Source organism: Streptomyces sp. NBC_00670 (genome assembly GCF_036226765.1).
In the GTDB taxonomy this organism is placed as follows: domain Bacteria; phylum Actinomycetota; class Actinomycetes; order Streptomycetales; family Streptomycetaceae; genus Streptomyces.
Map to the genome: position 1 here is coordinate 6,636,416 of NZ_CP109017.1, position 16,179 is coordinate 6,652,594.

Annotated in this window: 16 protein-coding genes; 10 read left to right on the plus strand and 6 right to left on the minus strand. The window is 71.4% G+C overall.

Annotated features, from left to right (window positions below):
* Positions 1-11: 11 nt before the first annotated feature.
* From catA to OIE12_RS29235, 3 genes are all read left to right on the plus strand, one after another.
* A complete protein-coding gene (catA, locus tag OIE12_RS29225; protein WP_329140447.1) occupies positions 12-863 on the plus strand; it encodes a catechol 1,2-dioxygenase in 852 nt (283 codons plus the stop codon).
* Between the two features lie 6 nt (positions 864-869).
* Positions 870-1,148: a muconolactone Delta-isomerase family protein gene (locus tag OIE12_RS29230; RefSeq protein WP_329140449.1), complete on the plus strand. Its 279-nt coding sequence runs from the start codon at positions 870-872 to the stop codon at positions 1,146-1,148.
* 312 nt (positions 1,149-1,460) lie between these two features.
* Entirely contained in the window at positions 1,461-2,261 is an 801-nt protein-coding gene (locus tag OIE12_RS29235; RefSeq protein ID WP_329140451.1) for an intradiol ring-cleavage dioxygenase, read from the plus strand.
* Between the two features lie 218 nt (positions 2,262-2,479).
* Here OIE12_RS29235 and OIE12_RS29240 read toward each other — a convergent pair whose 3' ends face one another.
* The 4 genes from OIE12_RS29240 to OIE12_RS29255 form a co-directional block, all read right to left on the minus strand.
* Entirely contained in the window at positions 2,480-2,653 is a 174-nt protein-coding gene (locus tag OIE12_RS29240; protein WP_329140453.1) for an enolase C-terminal domain-like protein, read from the minus strand.
* A 251-nt stretch (positions 2,654-2,904) separates the two neighbouring features.
* On the minus strand, positions 2,905-4,725 hold the full coding sequence (locus OIE12_RS29245) for an FtsX-like permease family protein (protein WP_329140455.1): 1,821 nt from the start codon (positions 4,723-4,725) through the stop codon (positions 2,905-2,907).
* Positions 4,725-5,486: an ABC transporter ATP-binding protein gene (locus tag OIE12_RS29250; RefSeq protein WP_329140457.1), complete on the minus strand. Its 762-nt coding sequence runs from the start codon at positions 5,484-5,486 to the stop codon at positions 4,725-4,727. Before OIE12_RS29250 ends, OIE12_RS29245 begins: the two co-directional genes overlap by 1 nt.
* 169 nt (positions 5,487-5,655) lie before the next feature.
* A complete protein-coding gene (locus OIE12_RS29255) occupies positions 5,656-6,246 on the minus strand; it encodes a TetR/AcrR family transcriptional regulator (RefSeq protein WP_329140459.1) in 591 nt (196 codons plus the stop codon).
* 141 nt (positions 6,247-6,387) lie between these two features.
* Here OIE12_RS29255 and OIE12_RS29260 point away from each other — a divergent pair, with 141 nt between their 5' ends.
* From OIE12_RS29260 to OIE12_RS29290, 7 genes are all read left to right on the plus strand, one after another.
* On the plus strand, positions 6,388-7,359 hold the full coding sequence (locus OIE12_RS29260) for an alpha/beta fold hydrolase (RefSeq protein ID WP_329140460.1): 972 nt from the start codon (positions 6,388-6,390) through the stop codon (positions 7,357-7,359).
* Positions 7,360-7,540: 181 nt separating this feature from the next.
* Positions 7,541-8,515: a serine/threonine dehydratase gene (locus tag OIE12_RS29265; RefSeq protein WP_329140461.1), complete on the plus strand. Its 975-nt coding sequence runs from the start codon at positions 7,541-7,543 to the stop codon at positions 8,513-8,515.
* Positions 8,516-8,706: 191 nt separating this feature from the next.
* The gene (locus tag OIE12_RS29270) at positions 8,707-9,720 is read left to right on the plus strand and encodes a LacI family DNA-binding transcriptional regulator (protein ID WP_329140462.1); all 1,014 of its coding nucleotides are present in this window, start codon (positions 8,707-8,709) and stop codon (positions 9,718-9,720) included.
* A gap of 522 nt (positions 9,721-10,242) precedes the next feature.
* Entirely contained in the window at positions 10,243-11,337 is a 1,095-nt protein-coding gene (locus OIE12_RS29275; RefSeq protein WP_329140463.1) for an ABC transporter substrate-binding protein, read from the plus strand.
* Positions 11,338-11,431: 94 nt separating this feature from the next.
* Positions 11,432-12,991, plus strand: coding sequence for a sugar ABC transporter ATP-binding protein (locus OIE12_RS29280; RefSeq protein WP_329140465.1), 1,560 nt, complete (start codon positions 11,432-11,434; stop codon positions 12,989-12,991).
* On the plus strand, positions 12,984-13,949 hold the full coding sequence (locus OIE12_RS29285) for an ABC transporter permease (RefSeq protein WP_329140467.1): 966 nt from the start codon (positions 12,984-12,986) through the stop codon (positions 13,947-13,949). Before OIE12_RS29280 ends, OIE12_RS29285 begins: the two co-directional genes overlap by 8 nt.
* A complete protein-coding gene (locus OIE12_RS29290) occupies positions 13,946-14,983 on the plus strand; it encodes an ABC transporter permease (protein ID WP_329140469.1) in 1,038 nt (345 codons plus the stop codon). Before OIE12_RS29285 ends, OIE12_RS29290 begins: the two co-directional genes overlap by 4 nt.
* An 83-nt stretch (positions 14,984-15,066) precedes the next feature.
* Here the strand turns inward: OIE12_RS29290 and OIE12_RS29295 are convergent, their stop codons facing one another.
* Both OIE12_RS29295 and OIE12_RS29300 read right to left on the minus strand, forming a co-directional pair.
* Positions 15,067-15,498, minus strand: a complete 432-nt coding sequence (locus OIE12_RS29295) for a tautomerase family protein (RefSeq protein ID WP_329140471.1) — start codon at positions 15,496-15,498, stop codon at positions 15,067-15,069.
* The gene (locus OIE12_RS29300; RefSeq protein WP_329140473.1) at positions 15,489-16,121 is read right to left on the minus strand and encodes a carboxymuconolactone decarboxylase family protein; all 633 of its coding nucleotides are present in this window, start codon (positions 16,119-16,121) and stop codon (positions 15,489-15,491) included. Before OIE12_RS29300 ends, OIE12_RS29295 begins: the two co-directional genes overlap by 10 nt.
* Between the last annotated feature and the right edge of the window lie 58 nt (positions 16,122-16,179).

The window sequence follows — 16,179 nt, forward strand, 5'->3', positions numbered from 1 at the left end:
GCCACCTCGTCATGACCGACACCACCTTGAAGGCGACCGCCGCCGCCTCCGGAGCCTCCGCCACGGAGCGCTTCCTGACCGACAAGACCGGCTCACCGTCCCGCACTGCCGACACCGCGCGGGTGAACACGCTGGCGACCGCGGTGATCACGGCCGTGCACGACGTGATCCGCACCCACCGGGCGACCTATGAGGAGTACAACGCACTGAAGTCGTGGCTGATCTCCGTCGGGCAGGACGGGGAGTGGCCCCTCTTCCTCGACGTGTGGATCGAGCACGTGGTCGAGGAGGTCGCCGCCGCCGACCGCAAGGGCAGCAAGGGCACCATCGAGGGCCCGTACTACGTGCCCGGCGCGCCGGCCCTGCCCGGCACCGCCGCCCTGCCCATGCGGGACGGCGAGCCCGGCACCCCGCTGCTCTTCCAGGGCCAGGTCACCAGCGCCTCCGGTGAGCCGCTGCCCGGCGCCCTGCTGGAGATGTGGCAGGCCGACGACGACGGACTGTACGCCCAGTTCGCGCCCGGCATCCCGGAGTGGAACCTGCGTGGCACCGTCGTCGCCGACGACCAGGGCGGGTTCGCGGTGACCACCGTCCAGCCGGCCCCCTACCAGATCCCCACCGACGGATCCTGCGGCAGGCTCGTCGCCGCCGCCGGATGGCACCCATGGCGCCCCGCGCACCTGCACCTGAAGGTCTCCGCACCGGGCCACGAAACCCTCACCACGCAGCTCTACTTCAAGGGCGGCGCCTACGTCGACGACGACGTGGCCTCCGCCGTGAAGCCCGAACTGGTGCTGGACCCGACCCCCTCGGCGGGCGGCGTCGCCGAGGTCACCTACGACTTCGTCCTCGACAAGGCGTGACCGGCCGTGCTCTTCGCCGTCCAGATGACCGTCCACCTGCCGCCCGACATGGACGGGGACCTGCGGGAGGCGACACTCGCCGCCGAGAAGGAGTACGCGCAGCGGCTCCAACGCGGCGGTGAGTGGCTCCACCTGTGGCGCCACGCCGGCCGGTACGCCAACCTCAGCGTCTTCGACGTCACCGACGCCGACCGGCTCAACGACATCCTGTGGGGTCTGCCGCTCTTTCCCTACATGCACCTCACCGTCCAGCCGCTCGCCCGTCACCCGTCGGCCCTCGGCTGACGGGCAGGGCCGCTCGCGGTCTCATCGTGCGCCTACCTTCGCCACAGGTGCGGAACAGCTTTCGTCCGCACAGTGGTGGTGTTCGCGCCGCAAAGAGTGAGGGAAGTACCGATGGGCCGAGTGCCGAAAGCTGATCAGACGCCCGAAGGGCCGGCATACGAAGGGCGACCGCTCGCCCGTCCGAACGAGGACGTGGTGGATCAGGGCGCCGGTTTCGATGTGAGGACCCTTCTCACACGGAGGCGGTGGCTGGGCCTCGTCGGGGCCGGGGTGAGTTCCGTCGCGCTCGCCGCCTGTTCCGCGGGTGAGGCGATGACCACCCGCGTGGCTTCGTCGGCGAGCGGATCGGCCGGCTCCGGTACCTCGGACGGAGAGATCCCGGAGGAGACCAACGGGCCGTACCCGGCCGACGGCACGAACGACGTCAACATCCTCGAGCGGTCGGGCATCGTGCGCAGTGACATCACCTCGAGTCTCGACGGAGGGACGACCGTCGAGGGTGTGCCGCTCACCCTCACGTTCACGGTCACCGACATGGCCAACGACGATGCCGCGTTCGAGGGCGTCGCGGTATACGTGTGGCAGTGTGACGCGCAGGGTCTGTACTCGATGTACTCCGAGGGCGTCGAGAACGAGACGTACCTGCGAGGGGTGCAGATCGCCGACGCGGAGGGCCGGGTGACGTTCAAGACCATCGTGCCCGGCTGCTACACCGGACGTTGGCCGCACCTCCACTTCGAGGTCTATCCCGACGCCGATTCCGCGACCGACGTCACCAACGCCCTCGCGACGTCCCAGCTGGCCCTGCCCGCCGACATGCTCGCCGAGGTCTACGCCCTTGACGGCTACTCCGGGTCCACGAAGAACCTCGAGGGCGTGGGCACCAAGATCTCCGACGACGACATCTTCGCCGAAGGAGACTGGAAGCTTCAGACGCCTACGGTCTCCGGGGACGTCGACTCCGGCTACACCGCGAAGCTGACCGTCGCGGTCGACACGACCACCGAGCCGACCCGTGGCGGGGACGGCGGTGGTCAGCCGCCCAACGGCACCCCGCCCAACGGCACGCCGCCGAGCGGGACACCGTCCGCCACAGCGGGACAGTCGGCCTGAGTAACGCCACTCGCGGCTGGCCGGGACACGACGCGACCACACACGCGTCGTCTCCCGGACCGGCTGTGGGCGGCACACGTGTCGTACGGGGGACAGCAGGTGGCGTCGGCCTGGGTGAGCCGGTCAGGCTCGTCGAGGTTCAGGAACGGAAGTAGCGGCCGTGCGCGCCGCTCGCCTCGACCAGCAGCGGGTACTGGTCAGTTCGCCGGGAGCAATGCTCAGGACCTGTGGATCGGCCTCGGGACGCGCGGAATGACCTCGGTGCCCGGGTACCGGAAGCCGTGCCGGGTGAACTCGTGCTCGCCCGTGGCGATCGGCACCAGGCCCAGGTCGCGCAGCATCGCGTGGCCGACGAGGTCGTCGGAAATGAGCGGCTCCTCGGTCCAGGCCACGCAGGCCCTGCCTCCCCGCCACCAATGAAGCGGGGCTCGCCCACTGGAGACGTACCGCGGCTGACCGCTCCCCCCCGGCATGCGCGCCGGGGGGGGAGCGGTCAACTGAGTGGGAATTAGTGCTCCGACGGCGAGAGGGGTCCGTGCTGGTTCTGCCGGCCCGGGGCGTGCCCGCCCGGGGACGGGAACCGCGGAGTGCGCCGACGCTGTGAAGGCCGTGGCTGCGAGCTATTCGCGTGCCGCCGCCAGAGCTATTCGCGTGCCGCCGCCAGCGAGATCGGCGCGGGGCGGGTGACGCTGAGGCTGGTCCACACGCTCGCCGCGCCGACGACGAGGAACGCGCCGAGGACGGTCAGCCAGGTGATGCCCCACGGCATCACCAGCGTGCCGGAGACCCCGCTGACACCGATCAGTGCGGCCAGTGCCGCCAGCCAGCCCAGCAGCACACCGGTGACGGCGACGACGGCCGCCTCGAGCAACGCGCTGCCGACGACCTGTCCGCGGCTGAAGCCGGTGAGGCGTGCCACGGCGAACTCGCGGCGGCGTTCCCCGGCCGCGATGACGATCGCGTTCACCAGGGCGATCACGGCGTAGACCGAGCCCAGGCCCATGATCGCCTTCATGACTCCGGAGTTGAGGGTGTCCTGTGCGTGGTCGCTCTGCGCGATGTACGCGTCGAGGGACGAGACCGGCCGCGGCAGGGTGGACGCGACGGCGACCCGATCGGCGTCCGGCCGGAGCCGCACGAGGGACCGCGCGGTGCCGAGCGCGGACGACGGGACCAGGTCGTGGGGCAGCAGGTATTCCGGGCCACCGTTGAGTTTCGGCGGGAGCACGGCCACCACGCGCACGGTGAGCGTCTTTCCGCCCGCCCGGATGCCCACGGTCGAGCCGAGTGTTCCGCCCGCCGCCGCGACCGTGGCGCCGTGCAGGTCGGCGTACGAGCCCGCGACCAGAGGCAGCCGGTGCACCCGCTGGTATGCGGCCGGGTCGACGGCGAGCGCCTCCACCTCGTCGGTCTCGCTGTCGGTGTCGCCGCCGTAGTGCGTGACGGTGGTGGCCTCGACGGACAGGGAGTACTCGTTCGACACGGCCGCGACACCCGGTGTGCCGGGTGCGACCGGTCCGGCGGCGACGAGGTCGGCGTGCAGGTCGTCGGCCAGTTGGCGCCGTGCGCCTGCGGACAGCGTGTCGAACGTGCCGGCCAGCCCGATCGCGAGTGCCACCAGGACGAGCAGCGGTGCGGCGGTGGACGCGCTGCGGCGGACGCCGTCGCGCAGGTTGGCCCGCGCGAGCGAGCCGAGCGGGGTACGGCCGGCGAGGCTCGCGGTGAGCCTTCCGACCAGCGGCACGACGACCGGGCTGAGTGCGCTGAGGCCGAGCGCGAGGGCGACCGTGGAGTTGACCGCCAGCGGGATGGCCCCGTTGGGACTGTCGACGGCCGTCGCGATCGACATGAGGACGATCCCCACGACGAACAGCGAGATCCCGAGGAACCAGCGGGAGCCGGTCATCACCCTCGCGGCGGCGCCGGTCTCCCGCAGCGCCTCCAGCGGGCGCACGCGAGAGGCCCGCCGCGACGCGGCGAGCACCCCGGCCTGTGCGACGCCGATGCCGATCCCCGCGGAGACCCACAGGACCCAGCCGTGCCAGGCGGCGCCGAACGAACCGGGCAGGAAGCCGAGGCTCGTGAGCAGCGACGTCTGCGCGCTCATCACGACCGCTCCGGCCGGTATCCCGAGGACGGTGCCGAGGACGCCGAGCAGAAGCGCCTCGGACAGCAGCAGCCGCCGGATCTGGCCGCGGCTGCCGCCGACGAGGCGCAGCAGCGCGAGGTCGCGGCGGCGCTGGGCGATGGTGAAGGCGAACGTCGAGCTGACGATGAAGACGGCGAGGAACGACGACACCCCCAGCGACATCCCGAGGACGGCGATCGCCTCCCCGTACTTTCCGGCGGAGGCGACGATCAGCAGCGACGACTGCACGATCGCGACGCCGAGCGCGACGGTGACGACGGCGCCGATGAACAGGTGCCAGCGTTCCCGGAAGGTGGCGAAGGACAGGGTGAGCATCAGACCTCCAGTTCCGCGAGCCGGTCGGCGACCTCGCGTACCGAGGGACGGACGAGACGGTCGACGAGGCGCCCGTCGCGGAGGAAGACGACGGAGTCGGCGGCGGCCGCGGCGGCCGGGTCGTGGGTGACCATGACGATCGTCTGCTCCGAGACGTCGACCATCGAGCGCAGGAGTGCGAGCACGGTCCGTGCGGACCGGGAGTCGAGCGCGCCCGTCGGTTCGTCGGCGAACAGGACCGCGGGGTGTGTGATCATGGCGCGCGCGAGCGCGACGCGTTGCTGCTGACCGCCGGAGAGTTCCCGGGGCCGATGGCGCAGCCGCTCGCCGAGCCCGACGTCGGTGAGGACGGCACGGACGTCCTTGACGGACACCTTGCGGCCGGCCAGCCGCAGCGGCAGGGCGACGTTCTGCTCGGCGGTGAGGGAGCCGATGAGGTTGAAGCTCTGGAACACGAAGCCGATCTCCCCGCGCCGCAGCCGGGTCAGCTCCTGTTCGGAAGCGGTGGCGAGATCGCGCTCGCCGAGAAGGACCTGCCCGCCGGTGGGGCGCTCGAGGCCGGCCGCGCAGTGCAGGAGGGTGGACTTGCCGGATCCGGACGGTCCCATCACGGCGGTCCACGTGCCGCGCGCGAAGCCGATGTCGACTCCGTCGAGAGCGCGGACGCGTGCCTGTTTGCTGCCGTACTCCCGGACCACGCCACGGAGTGAGACGGCCGTGTCCGTGTGCTTCTGAAGGAGGGTCATCGTGTCTTCGCTCATCTCTCGTCGGTAGTGGAGAACCTACGGACGAGTCCGCTCCCGCACGTCACCCGGCGGTGGACAATCTCCCGTAGCTCGCACGGGGGACGCACTCGGGCAGGAGCGTTCACGAGCCGGACGTGGGATGCCTCGTGCTCCGTCCCGGCTCCGCGCAGCGCGGCCTGGAATGTCAGTCGCTCGCGGCGAGGGTTCGGGCCAGTGCGTCGAGGGTCACGTCGACGATGGTGTGCAGCTGGTCCGTGGTCGTGCCGGCTCGGCTCATCAGGGCGAGGGACTGGTTCACGGCCGCGAGGTGGGTGGCGTGGGAGTCGGCCGCCCCGTCGTCGAGCCGGCCGGCCTTCAGGGCGGCGCGCAGCCGGGTGTGCTGGAAGCCGATCGCCTCGCGGGCGCGTGCCGCGACCTTCGCGCTCAGCGCCGGGGTCGCCATGACGGTCTGGGCCACCAGGCAGCCGTCGGGCAGAGTGGGGTCCGCGATGCGTTCCAGGGTGACGTCGAAGAACGCCCGCGCGGCTGCCAGGGGTTGGCCGGCGGCGCGGGACAACGCGGCGTCGTACAAGTCTCCGTAGCGCGTGGTGTAGCGCTCCAGGCAGCGCAGGAACAGCGTGTCCTTGTCGCCGAGCGAGGAGTAGATCGAGCTGCGGTTCAGTCCGGTCGCCCTGGACAGGTCGTCCACCGACGTGTCCGCGTAGCCGGACCGCCAGAACTGGAGCATCGCGGCGTCGAGTGCCATGTCGACGTCGAACTGCTTCTTGCCTGCCACTCGGCCTCGCCGTCCTCTTCTTTCCCTTTTTCCTTCGCCTCCCTGGTGGAGTCATTCTCCCATCCTGAACTGAACGGTTCAAGATGGGGTACGGTGAGGACATCACCGGCGACATCCGCGTGCACCAGTGGAGGAGAATTCATGAGCCAGACCGCGAGCGTCCCCCCTGTCTCCGGCAATCCGGTGCGTGAGCTGCCGTTGCCCGACCTGGCCGGGTTCGGCCACCGCTGGGTCGACGCCGGTGGTGTCCGGCTGCACGCGGTCGAGGGCGGCCGGGCGGACGGTCCGGCGGTCGTGCTGCTCGCCGGGTTTCCGCAGACCTGGTGGGCGTGGCGCGAGGTGATGCCGCAGCTGGCCGGCCGGTTCCGTGTCCTCGCGCTCGACCTGCCCGGGCAGGGCCACTCCGAGCGCCCGGACATCAGCTACGACACGCACACGGTCGCCGCGCACGTACACGCCGCGCTCGAGGCGCTCGGAGTGACGACGTACTGGCTGGCCGCCCACGACGTCGGCGCGTGGGTCGGCTTCTCCCTCGCACTGACGCACCCGAGCGGGCTGCGTGGGCTGGCACTGCTCGACGCCGGCATCCCGGGCATCACCCTGCCCGACGCCGTCCCGACCGACCCCGAACGGGCGTACAAGACCTGGCACTTCGCCTTCCATCTCGTGCCCGAGCTGCCCGAGACGCTGCTCACCGGCCGCGAACGCGAGTACGTCGGCTGGTTCCTGAAGGCCAAGGCCCTTTCCCCCGACACCTTCAGCTACGCCGAGATCGAGCACTACGCCGCCTCCGTGGCCGCCGACGGCGGGCTCCGCGCCGCCCTGGCCTACTACCGGGACGCCGCCGAGTCGGCGCGCAGGAATCACGAGGCGCTGGCACAACGGCGCCTGACCGTCCCGGTGCTGGGGGTGTCCGGCAGCCACGGTTCCATCCCCGACATGGCGGCCTCCCTCGGACCGTGGGCCGACCACGTCACCGGGACCGTCGTGCCGGGCGCGGGGCACTTCCTTCCCGACGAGCAGCCCGACGCCGTCGCCGCCGCGCTGACCGGCTTCGTCGGCGGAGACGCGTCCGCGGCGCTCAGTTCCCGGGATTCGCGGCCAGTGATGTGAGCGCGCGGTTCGGGACAGAGCCCGCGTCCGGGGGCTGATCCGAACGGCAGGCCCCGGGTGACTTCGGCGTCGGCGTGTGCGTCGGCCGGCCTCGTGGCGCCGGCCCGCCCGCTGACGGTTACCGTCGTCGCTGCCGGACGGCCATGACGGGGTCGTCCTCCTGTCTGATCGGAGCGATGACGTGCACCCACTCGCCTACGGCGACATCGAGGCCGCGACCCACCGGATCGCGGGGCGGGTCCGGCCCGTGAGCGTCGCGCCGTCGGGCCCTGCAGCGCTCGGGGGCAGCCACGGTCGGCAGGGCCAACAGGTCTATCTCGCACTGGAGTTCATGCAGCACACGGGCAGTTTCAAGGCCCGGGGCGCGCAGAACTTCCTCCAGGCCCACCGTGACGCCGGCACCCTCCCGGACATCGGTGTGACCATCGCCTCCGGCGGCAACGCGGGGCTGGCGTGTGCGTGGGCGGCCCGGCGGCAGGGCGTGCCGGCCACGGTGTTCCTGCCGGCCACGGCCCCCACGCTGAAGGTGGCCAGGCTCCGCTCGTACGGGGCCGACGTGCGCCTCGTCGGCAGTGAGTACGCGGAGGCGCTGGCGGCGTGCGCGGAGTTCGCCGCCGCCACCGGTGCGCTCACCTCGCACGCCTACGACCACCCGCTGATCGCCGCCGGGGCGGGCACCCTGCTGGAGGAGCTGCGCGCCCGGATCCCCGGTCTGGACACCGTGGTGGTCGCCGTCGGCGGGGGAGGGCTGTTCGCCGGCGTCGCGACCGCCGCCCGGCACCACGGGATCCGTACGGTTCCGGTCGAACCGCGGAACTGCCGCGCGCTGGACGCCGCCGTCGAGGCGGGGCGTCCGGTGGACGTCGCCGTGGACTCCGTCGCCGCCGACTCCCTCGGCGCCCGCCGCGCCTCCGCCATGGCCCTGCACGCCGCACAGGAGGACGGCGTACGCTCCGTGCTCGTGCCGGACGGCGAGATCGTCGGGGCCCGCCAGGCCCTGTGGGACCACCACCGGCTGGCGGTCGAGCACGCCGCCGGCGCGGCCTTCGCCGCGGTCGTCGGCTCGCCGGAGACCGGTCGCCCGCTCGTCGACGGCGAGCGGATCGCCGTCGTGCTGTGCGGGGCCAATACCGATCCGGGGGATCTGGTCCGGTAGGCCCCTCCCCGTCATGGGTGTGCGGGGCGTCGCCCGGGGTGACGTCGGGAGGGGGCGCCCGTCACCTTGTAGCGGAACGAAAACGAATGTATAACGTTGTAAAATCCGGGGTGTGGGCGGAACAGGGCCGACGGTGACTGCGTCGGGTGCCGCCCCGTCAGCCCGTTCGGGCGGCTCAGAAAGGGATGGACGTGCGGGTCAGCCTCAAGGACGTCGCCGCGCACGCGGGGGTCTCCATCAAAACCGTGTCCAACGTGGTGAACAACTATCAGCACGTCACCCCGGCCATGCGCGAGCGCGTCCAGAGGTCCATCGACGTACTCGGCTACCGGCCGAACCTGGCCGCCCGGCATCTGCGCAAGGGGCGTACGGGTGTCATCGCGCTCGCCCTGCCGGAGCTGGGCAACCCGTACTTCGCCGAACTCGCCGCGGCGGTCGTCGACACGGCCGCCGAGCACGACTACATCGTGCTGCTCGACCACACCGGCGGCCGCCGTGAGCAGGAGATCCTGGTCAGTCAGGGGTTCCGGGCACGTGTCATCGACGGGCTGATCCTCAGCCCCATCGAGCTGGAGGCGGAGGACCTGCGCGACCGGGAGAACGTGCCGCTGGTCCTGCTCGGTGAGCGGGACTACGACCTGCCCTACGACCACATCGCCATCGACAACGTCGCCGCCGCGCGGGACGCCGTCCGGCACCTGGTCTCGCTCGGGCGGCGGAACGTGGCGTTCATCGGGGCGCGGAGCGGGCGGAGCGAGCCCGCGCAGCTCCGGGTGCGCGGCTGGCGCGAGGAGCTGGAGGCGGCCGGGCTGCCCGCCGACGACGGGCTGGTCGCCGCGACGGACGGCTGGGGGCACGCGGACGGTGCGGCCGCCATGGCCCGGATCCTGGAGACGGGGCGCCGGCCGGACGCCGTGTTCGCGTACAACGACCCGATGGCCATCGGGGCGATGCGGGTGCTGCACGAGCGGGGGCTGCGGGTGCCCGAGGACGTCGCGGTCGTCGGGTTCGACGACGTGATCGAGGGGCGGTTCGGGGCGGTGACGCTGACGTCGGTGTCTCCGGACAAGGAGGCGATCGGGCGGCTCGCGGTGGAGTCGGTGCTGGCGCGGCTCGGTGGGGATACGCGGCCGCCGTTGCGGGTGTCGGCGGAGTATCGGTTGGTGGAGAGGGAGAGCACGGTGGGGAGGGGCGTGCGGGGGTGACCGCGCGGGCCTCGCGCTTCCCCTCCGGGGGTGTGCGGGGCGCCTACGGGGTTGCCCCGGGGGGGGGCGGGCGTGTGCGGCTGGTGTGGTGGCTTGTCGCGCAGTTCCCCGCGCCCCTTAGGGGGGTGTGCCTCGGCCCTGTCGGGGAGGTGAGCGGTGGTGTGCGGCCCCGTGAGGGGCGCGGGGAACTGCGCGCTCAGCCCCCAGCGCGCCGCGCTCGCGCATCCGCGCCCCGGGGCAGCCCCGTAGGCGCCCCGCCCCGTGGGAACGGGGCGATCCAAGAGACGCCGTCCCCTGCCGTGCGCCCCGTGTGCCGGCGAACCGTTGGTCTTCCGTCGTGTTCGGGGGCGATCTTCACGCCCCGTAGCCGCAGCGTGCGCGAGGGGTTTACAAGCCTCTTCCAACGATGTAAAAACCTCATTGCGGCGGACCTGACAGGGTCCGGCGTGGGGGAGACGCGCTGTTGGCGCTTGCTTTCGGCTCCCCCGTTCCCTTTTCAGCGTCGCCCGGATCGGGGTCACCATGCAGCGCACCATTCACCGTCCTCACCTCCTCGCCCGTCCCGTGGTCGTGGCCCTGGCCGCAGCGGTGGCCCTGACAGCGAGTGCCTGTACCAAGTCGGAGGACGACGCGTCGGACAAGCAGAAGTCCTCGTCCGCCGCCGACACGCAGCAGAAGGTCGCCACGCCGAAGGCCGGCAGCAAGACCTGCACCATCGACGCCTACGGCGCGAAGAAGATCGACCTGAAGAACGCCACCGTCGGCTTCTCCCAGTCCGAGAAGGAAGCCAACCCCTTCCGCATCGCCGAGACCCAGTCCATCAAGGACGAGGCCAAGAAGCGCGGCGTCAAGCTGCTGACGGCCAACGCCCAGTCGCAGTTCTCCAAGCAGATCAGCGACGTCCAGGACCTGCTCGCCAAGGGCGCCGACCTCCTCGTCATCGCCCCCCTCAACTCCGACGGCTGGGAGCCGGTGCTGCAGGCCGCCGCCGCCAAGAAGGTCCCGATCGTCACGATCGACCGCAAGATCAACGCGACGCCCTGCAAGGACTACGTCTCCTTCATCGCCTCGGACTTCGTGGAGCAGGGCAAGCGCGCCGCCGACCAGATGATCGAGGCGACGGGCGGCAAGGGCGAGGTCGCGATCCTGCTCGGGTCGGCGGGCAACAACGTCACCACCGAGCGCACCAAGGGCTTCAAGGAGCGCATCGCCGAGAAGGCCCCCGACCTGAAGGTCGTCTTCGAGCAGACCGGTGACTTCTCCCGCGAGAAGGGCCAGCAGGTCACGGAGCAGCTCATCCAGTCCAAGCCCGGGATCAAGGGCATCTACGCCGAGAACGACGAGATGGGCCTCGGCGCCGTGGCCGGCCTCAAGGGCGCCGGCAAGAAGGCCGGTGCCGTCAAGATCGTCACGGTGGACGGCACCCGCAACGCCGTCAACGCCATCGTCGACGGCTGGATCAGCGGCGTCGTCGAGTCCAACCCCCGGTTCGGCCCGCTGGCCTTCCAGACCCTGGACACCTTCACCCAGGGCAAGGAGGTCGCCCAGGACATCATCATCCAGGACGGCGCCTACACCTCCGACAACGCCAAGCAGGACGTCGGCAAGGCCTACTGACCTCCCGTCGCCCCGCCCGGAGCCGGCCAGGCCCCGGGCGGGGCGCCTGCCCATCCGTACTGTCCCCGCACCACCGCACTACCTGGAGGCACAGGTGGCACCACCCGCCGAGGTCCTCGCCATCCGCGGACTCAGCAAGACCTTCCCCGGAGTCCGGGCCCTGGACGGAGTGGACCTCGTCCTGCACCCCGGTGAGGTGCACGCCCTCATCGGAGAGAACGGCGCCGGCAAGTCCACGCTCATCAAGGTGCTCACCGGCGTGTACCGGCCGGACGCCGGCACCGTCGAGTTCCAGGGCCGACAGGTCTCCTTCGCCACCCCGCTGGAGGCCCAGAAGGCCGGCATCTCCACCATCTACCAAGAGGTCAACCTCATCCCGCTGCTGAGCGTGGCCCGCAACCTCTTCCTCGGGCGCGAACCGCGCACCCGGCTCGGGCTGCTGGACTTCGCGCGCATGAACCGGGAGGCCGAGGAGACCCTGCGGACCTACGGCGTCCGCGTGGACGTGCGCCAGTCACTGCGCACCCTCGGCGTCGGCGCCCAGCAGATGGTGGCCCTCGCCCGCGCGGTGGCCACCGACGCACGCGTCGTCATCATGGACGAACCCACCTCGTCCCTCGAACCCCGCGAGGTCGAGACCCTCTTCTCCGTCATCCGGCGCCTGCGCGACGCGGGCATCGCCGTCGTCTACGTCAGCCACCGCCTCGACGAGCTGTACGCCGTGTGCGAGACGGTCACCGTGCTCCGCGACGGACGCCGGGTCCACCACGGCCGGCTCGCCGAACTCAGCCGCCTCGACCTGGTCTCCACCATGCTCGGCCGCGAGCTGGGCGAGGTCCGCGCGGAGGGGCTGACCAAGTTCACCGGCGACCACCACGCCGCCGACGCCCGGCCCGTCCTGGAGGCGACCGACCTCACCGTGCCGCACAAACTGCACGGCGTCTCGGTCAGCATCCGGCCCGGCGAGGTCGTCGGACTCGGCGGACTGCTCGGCTCGGGACGCACCGAGACCGCGAAGGCCATCTCCGGCGCGCTGCCCGTCCGTTCGGGCAAGGTCGTGGTCGCCGGCACCTCGCTGCGCGGCGGCTCCACCCCCGGCGCCATCCGCGCCGGCATCAGCCTGCTGCCCGAGGACCGCAAGAGCGAGGGCATCGTGCCGGGCCTCTCGGTCCGCGAGAACATCGCGCTCGCCGCCCTGCCCCGCCTCTCCCGCTTCGGCATGGTCTCCGAGGCCCGCGTCGACAGCATCGTCGACACGTTCATCGAACGATTGCGCATCAAGGCCTCCTCTCCGCACCAGAAGGTCGGCGAACTCTCCGGCGGCAACCAGCAGAAGGTGCTGCTCGCCCGGTGGCTGGCCATGAACCCCAAGGTGCTGCTCCTGGACGAACCCACCCGGGGCATCGACGTCGGCGCCAAGGCCGAGGTGCAGAAACTCGTGGACGAACTGGCCGAGGACGGCCTCGGCGTCCTGCTCATCTCCTCCGACCTGGAGGAACTGATCGAAGGGTCCGACCGCGTGGTCGTACTGAAGGACGGTGCGGTCGTCGGCGAACTGACCGGCGAGGACGTCACCGAGGACAAGCTGATGCGGACCATCGCCGGGGACGTCCCCGCGCGGACCGCGGTGAAGGAGGCCGCCACCGATGGCTGAAGCCACCGTGCGCACCGCCGCCCCGTTCGACAAGGCCCGCGTCCTGCAATGGCTGCAGGTCTACGGCGTCTACGCCGGCGTCGCGCTGCTCCTGCTCGTCAACATCGTCATCACCCCGCACTTCCTGTCCACCGAGAACTTCCGCACCCAGGCCGTCCAGGTCGCGCCGGTCATCATCGTCGCCCTCGGCATGGCACTGGTCATCGGCACCGAGGGCGTCGACCTCTCGGTCGGTGCCGTGATGGCCCTCGCGGCCTCCGTCATGGCCCTCTACCTCGGCTACGGACTGCTGCCCGCCCTGCTGGCGGTGGCCCTGTTCGCCGCCGTCGCCGGTCTGGCCAACGGGGCGCTGGTCGCCTTCGTCGGAGTGCAACCCATCGTCGCCACCCTGGCGTTGATGGTCGGCGGCCGCGGCATCGCGCTCGTGATGCTGCCCCAGCTGGAGGACCTGCACAATCCCGCGCTCGCCTCCCTCGGCTCCGGCGACCTCGTGGGCATCCCGTACCTCATCCTGATCGCCGCCGCGCTGGCCGTGCTGCTCGCCTTCGTCGTCCGGCGCACCACCTTCGGACGCCAGCTCCTGGCCATCGGCGACAGCCGTCCCGCGGCCCAGCTCGCCGGTCTCCCGGTGCGCCGCGTCCTCGTGATCGTCTACGTGGTGTGCGCGCTGCTCGCCGCCGTGGCCGGTGTGCTCTCCACCGCCCGGCTCCAGGCCAGCGACCCCACCTCGCTCGGCAACCTCATGGAGCTGTCCGCGATCACCGCCGTCGTCGTCGGCGGCACCCCGCTGACCGGCGGCCGCATCAGCATCGGCGGCACGGTGGCCGGCGCCGTCCTCATCCAGCTGCTCACCGCCACCCTCATCAAGCACGATCTGCCGCCCTCCTGGACGCAGATCGCCCAGGCCATAGTGATCGTGTGCGCGGTCTACGCCGCACGGGGACGGGGGAAGCGATGACCGTCACCAAGACGGACACCACAGCGGTGACGACCGCGAGCAACACCGCCGCGGACGAGACCGAACCGATCGGCTCCTCGCGCGCGGAGCGGCTCAGCGCCCTGGTCCAGCAGCACGGCGCCCTCGCGGTGCTCGTGATCGTCTCGATCATCGCCTCGGTCAGCTTCGACTCGTTCGCCACCGGCGACAACGTCTCGAACATGGCGACCAGTTCGGCGTTCCTCGCGATCGTCGCGCTCGGCATGACCTTCGTCATCATCACCGGCGGCATCGACCTCTCCGTCGGCTCCCTGTTCGCGCTCGGCGGGGTGCTGGCGGCCTGGGGATCCCGGCACGGCACGCTGGTGGCGCTGCTGCTGCCGCTCGCGGTCTGCGGACTCATCGGCGTCGTCAACGGGCTGCTCGTCGCCCGCTCCCGGCTCGCGCCGTTCATCGTCACCCTGGCGGCCATGCTGGGCGCGCGCGGGCTGATGCTCTCCCTCACCGACGAGGGCGCCAACACCTATCTGATCGGCAAGGGCTCCTTCCTCGCCGAACTCGGCCAGGGCAGCACCCTCGGCCTCGGCAACCCGGTGTGGATCACGCTGGCGCTGTTCGTCGCCGGCGCCGTCGTGCTGCGCCGCACCCGCTTCGGACAGCATGTGTACGCGGTCGGCGGCAACGAGGACGCCGCGGCCCTCATGGGCGCCCCGGTGGCCCGTACCAAGATCCTCGTCTACACCCTGTCCGGGCTGCTGGCCGGACTGGCCGGCGCGCTCAACGCGGCCTGGCTCGCCTCCGGTGTCACCATCCTCGGCAACGGCATGGAGCTGGAGGCCATCTCCGCCGTCGTCATCGGCGGCACCCTGCTCACCGGCGGCCTCGGCTATGTCAGCGGCTCGCTCGTCGGCGTGCTGCTGCTGAAGGTGATCCAGAACGTCATCAACCAGATCGGCTCGCTGGACTCCTCCTACCAGCAGGTCGTCAGCGGTGCGTTCCTGGCGGTCGTCGTCATCGCCCAGACCTGGCTGGGCCGCAGACGACAACTGGTGTAGGGACCCACCTCCCCTCCGACGCACACGGCAGCCGGTCGCGACGACCGGCTGCCGTGTGCGTTCCGCTTGGGGGGAGGGTGGCCTCAGCCCGTGGCCCCGTCGCCGGTGAGGACGTCGTTCATGCGCGCGTCGTAGCCGGTGGTCGGGTCGACGACGCGGCCGGCGGCCCACCAGTTCTCCCGGGCCGTCTCGTTGATGGTCATCAGCAGGTCCTCCTCGGGAACGTCGGCGAACAGCCGGAGGTTGTCGACGATCGCCCGGAACAGTTCGTCCTTCTGCTCGGCGCTGCGGTGGTTGAAGGACAGCTGGATGAACATGGTCCGCTCGGTGCGGCGCAGACCGAACACGACCGGCTGCATGTGGAAGTTGTCGGGCGAGACCTCGTGGAAGACGTGGAACTGGTCGTCCTGGGGGATCTTCAGCACGTCGACCATCGCCTTGTGGAGGCCCAGGGAGACGTTCCGGCGGTACTCGGGGGTGGTTCCCTGGCGCAGGTAGACGTTGATCAGAGGCATGAGGTGGTGTCTTCCTTCTCTTCGGTGGGTGCCGGTACCTGGAAGCAGGCCAGCAGGGCCGAGGTCGTGAGGTACTGGCCGACGAGACCGACCAGGGCGATGAGCGTGTCCGTGCCGAACGCCGCCACCGCCTCGGCGTAGAGGTCGTCCGGCACGCGGTGTTCGCGGACCAGCGCGGTGGTCAGACGATGGGCGAGAGCGGCATCGGGACGCAGCCCGCCGGGAGTCCCGCCGTGGAGCAGGGCCGCGACGGCCGGGCCGGGCAGGCCGGCCGTCCGGGCGGCCGCGGTGTGGGCGTACAGCGCGTACTCGGCCCGCCAGTGCGCGGCCACGGTGAGGACGACCACCTCCCGGACGTCCGCCGGGAGGCCGGCCCGGGTGAGCGCCTGGGCCCACTCCAGCAGGGGCCGGGCGATGTCCGGAGTGCGCAGCAGGGCGTTGAACGGGCCGATGAGCCGTCCGTCGGGCAGGGCGGCCGTGTAGCCCGCCTCCTCCGCGGCGCGTGCCCGCGTGGCCCGCAGACGGTCGTGCAGTGCGCGCTGTGCTTCGTCCAGGGCATCGGGGGCGAGGAGGGGCAACCGGCCGCCCAGTCCGGACGTGGCGTCGGTGGGGTGCTCGTGCATGTCCTCCACGCTAGGAAGACGCAGGGCATTCCACCAGCGAATGTTCGGCATGAGGGGT

What these genes read in the sequence shown, in the direction of transcription:
- catA (WP_329140447.1), top strand. Translation starts at nt 12, where the DNA reads ATGACCGACACCACCTTGAAGGCGACCGCCGCCGCCTCCGGAGCCTCC.
- OIE12_RS29235 (WP_329140451.1), top strand. Translation starts at nt 1,461, where the DNA reads ATGACCACCCGCGTGGCTTCGTCGGCGAGCGGATCGGCCGGCTCCGGT.
- OIE12_RS29245 (WP_329140455.1), bottom strand. Translation starts at nt 4,725, where the DNA reads ATGCTCACCCTGTCCTTCGCCACCTTCCGGGAACGCTGGCACCTGTTC.
- OIE12_RS29250 (WP_329140457.1), bottom strand. Translation starts at nt 5,486, where the DNA reads ATGAGCGAAGACACGATGACCCTCCTTCAGAAGCACACGGACACGGCC.
- OIE12_RS29260 (WP_329140460.1), top strand. Translation starts at nt 6,388, where the DNA reads ATGAGCCAGACCGCGAGCGTCCCCCCTGTCTCCGGCAATCCGGTGCGT.
- OIE12_RS29275 (WP_329140463.1), top strand. Translation starts at nt 10,243, where the DNA reads ATGCAGCGCACCATTCACCGTCCTCACCTCCTCGCCCGTCCCGTGGTC.
- OIE12_RS29285 (WP_329140467.1), top strand. Translation starts at nt 12,984, where the DNA reads ATGGCTGAAGCCACCGTGCGCACCGCCGCCCCGTTCGACAAGGCCCGC.
- OIE12_RS29290 (WP_329140469.1), top strand. Translation starts at nt 13,946, where the DNA reads ATGACCGTCACCAAGACGGACACCACAGCGGTGACGACCGCGAGCAAC.
- OIE12_RS29295 (WP_329140471.1), bottom strand. Translation starts at nt 15,498, where the DNA reads ATGCCTCTGATCAACGTCTACCTGCGCCAGGGAACCACCCCCGAGTAC.
- OIE12_RS29300 (WP_329140473.1), bottom strand. Translation starts at nt 16,121, where the DNA reads ATGCACGAGCACCCCACCGACGCCACGTCCGGACTGGGCGGCCGGTTG.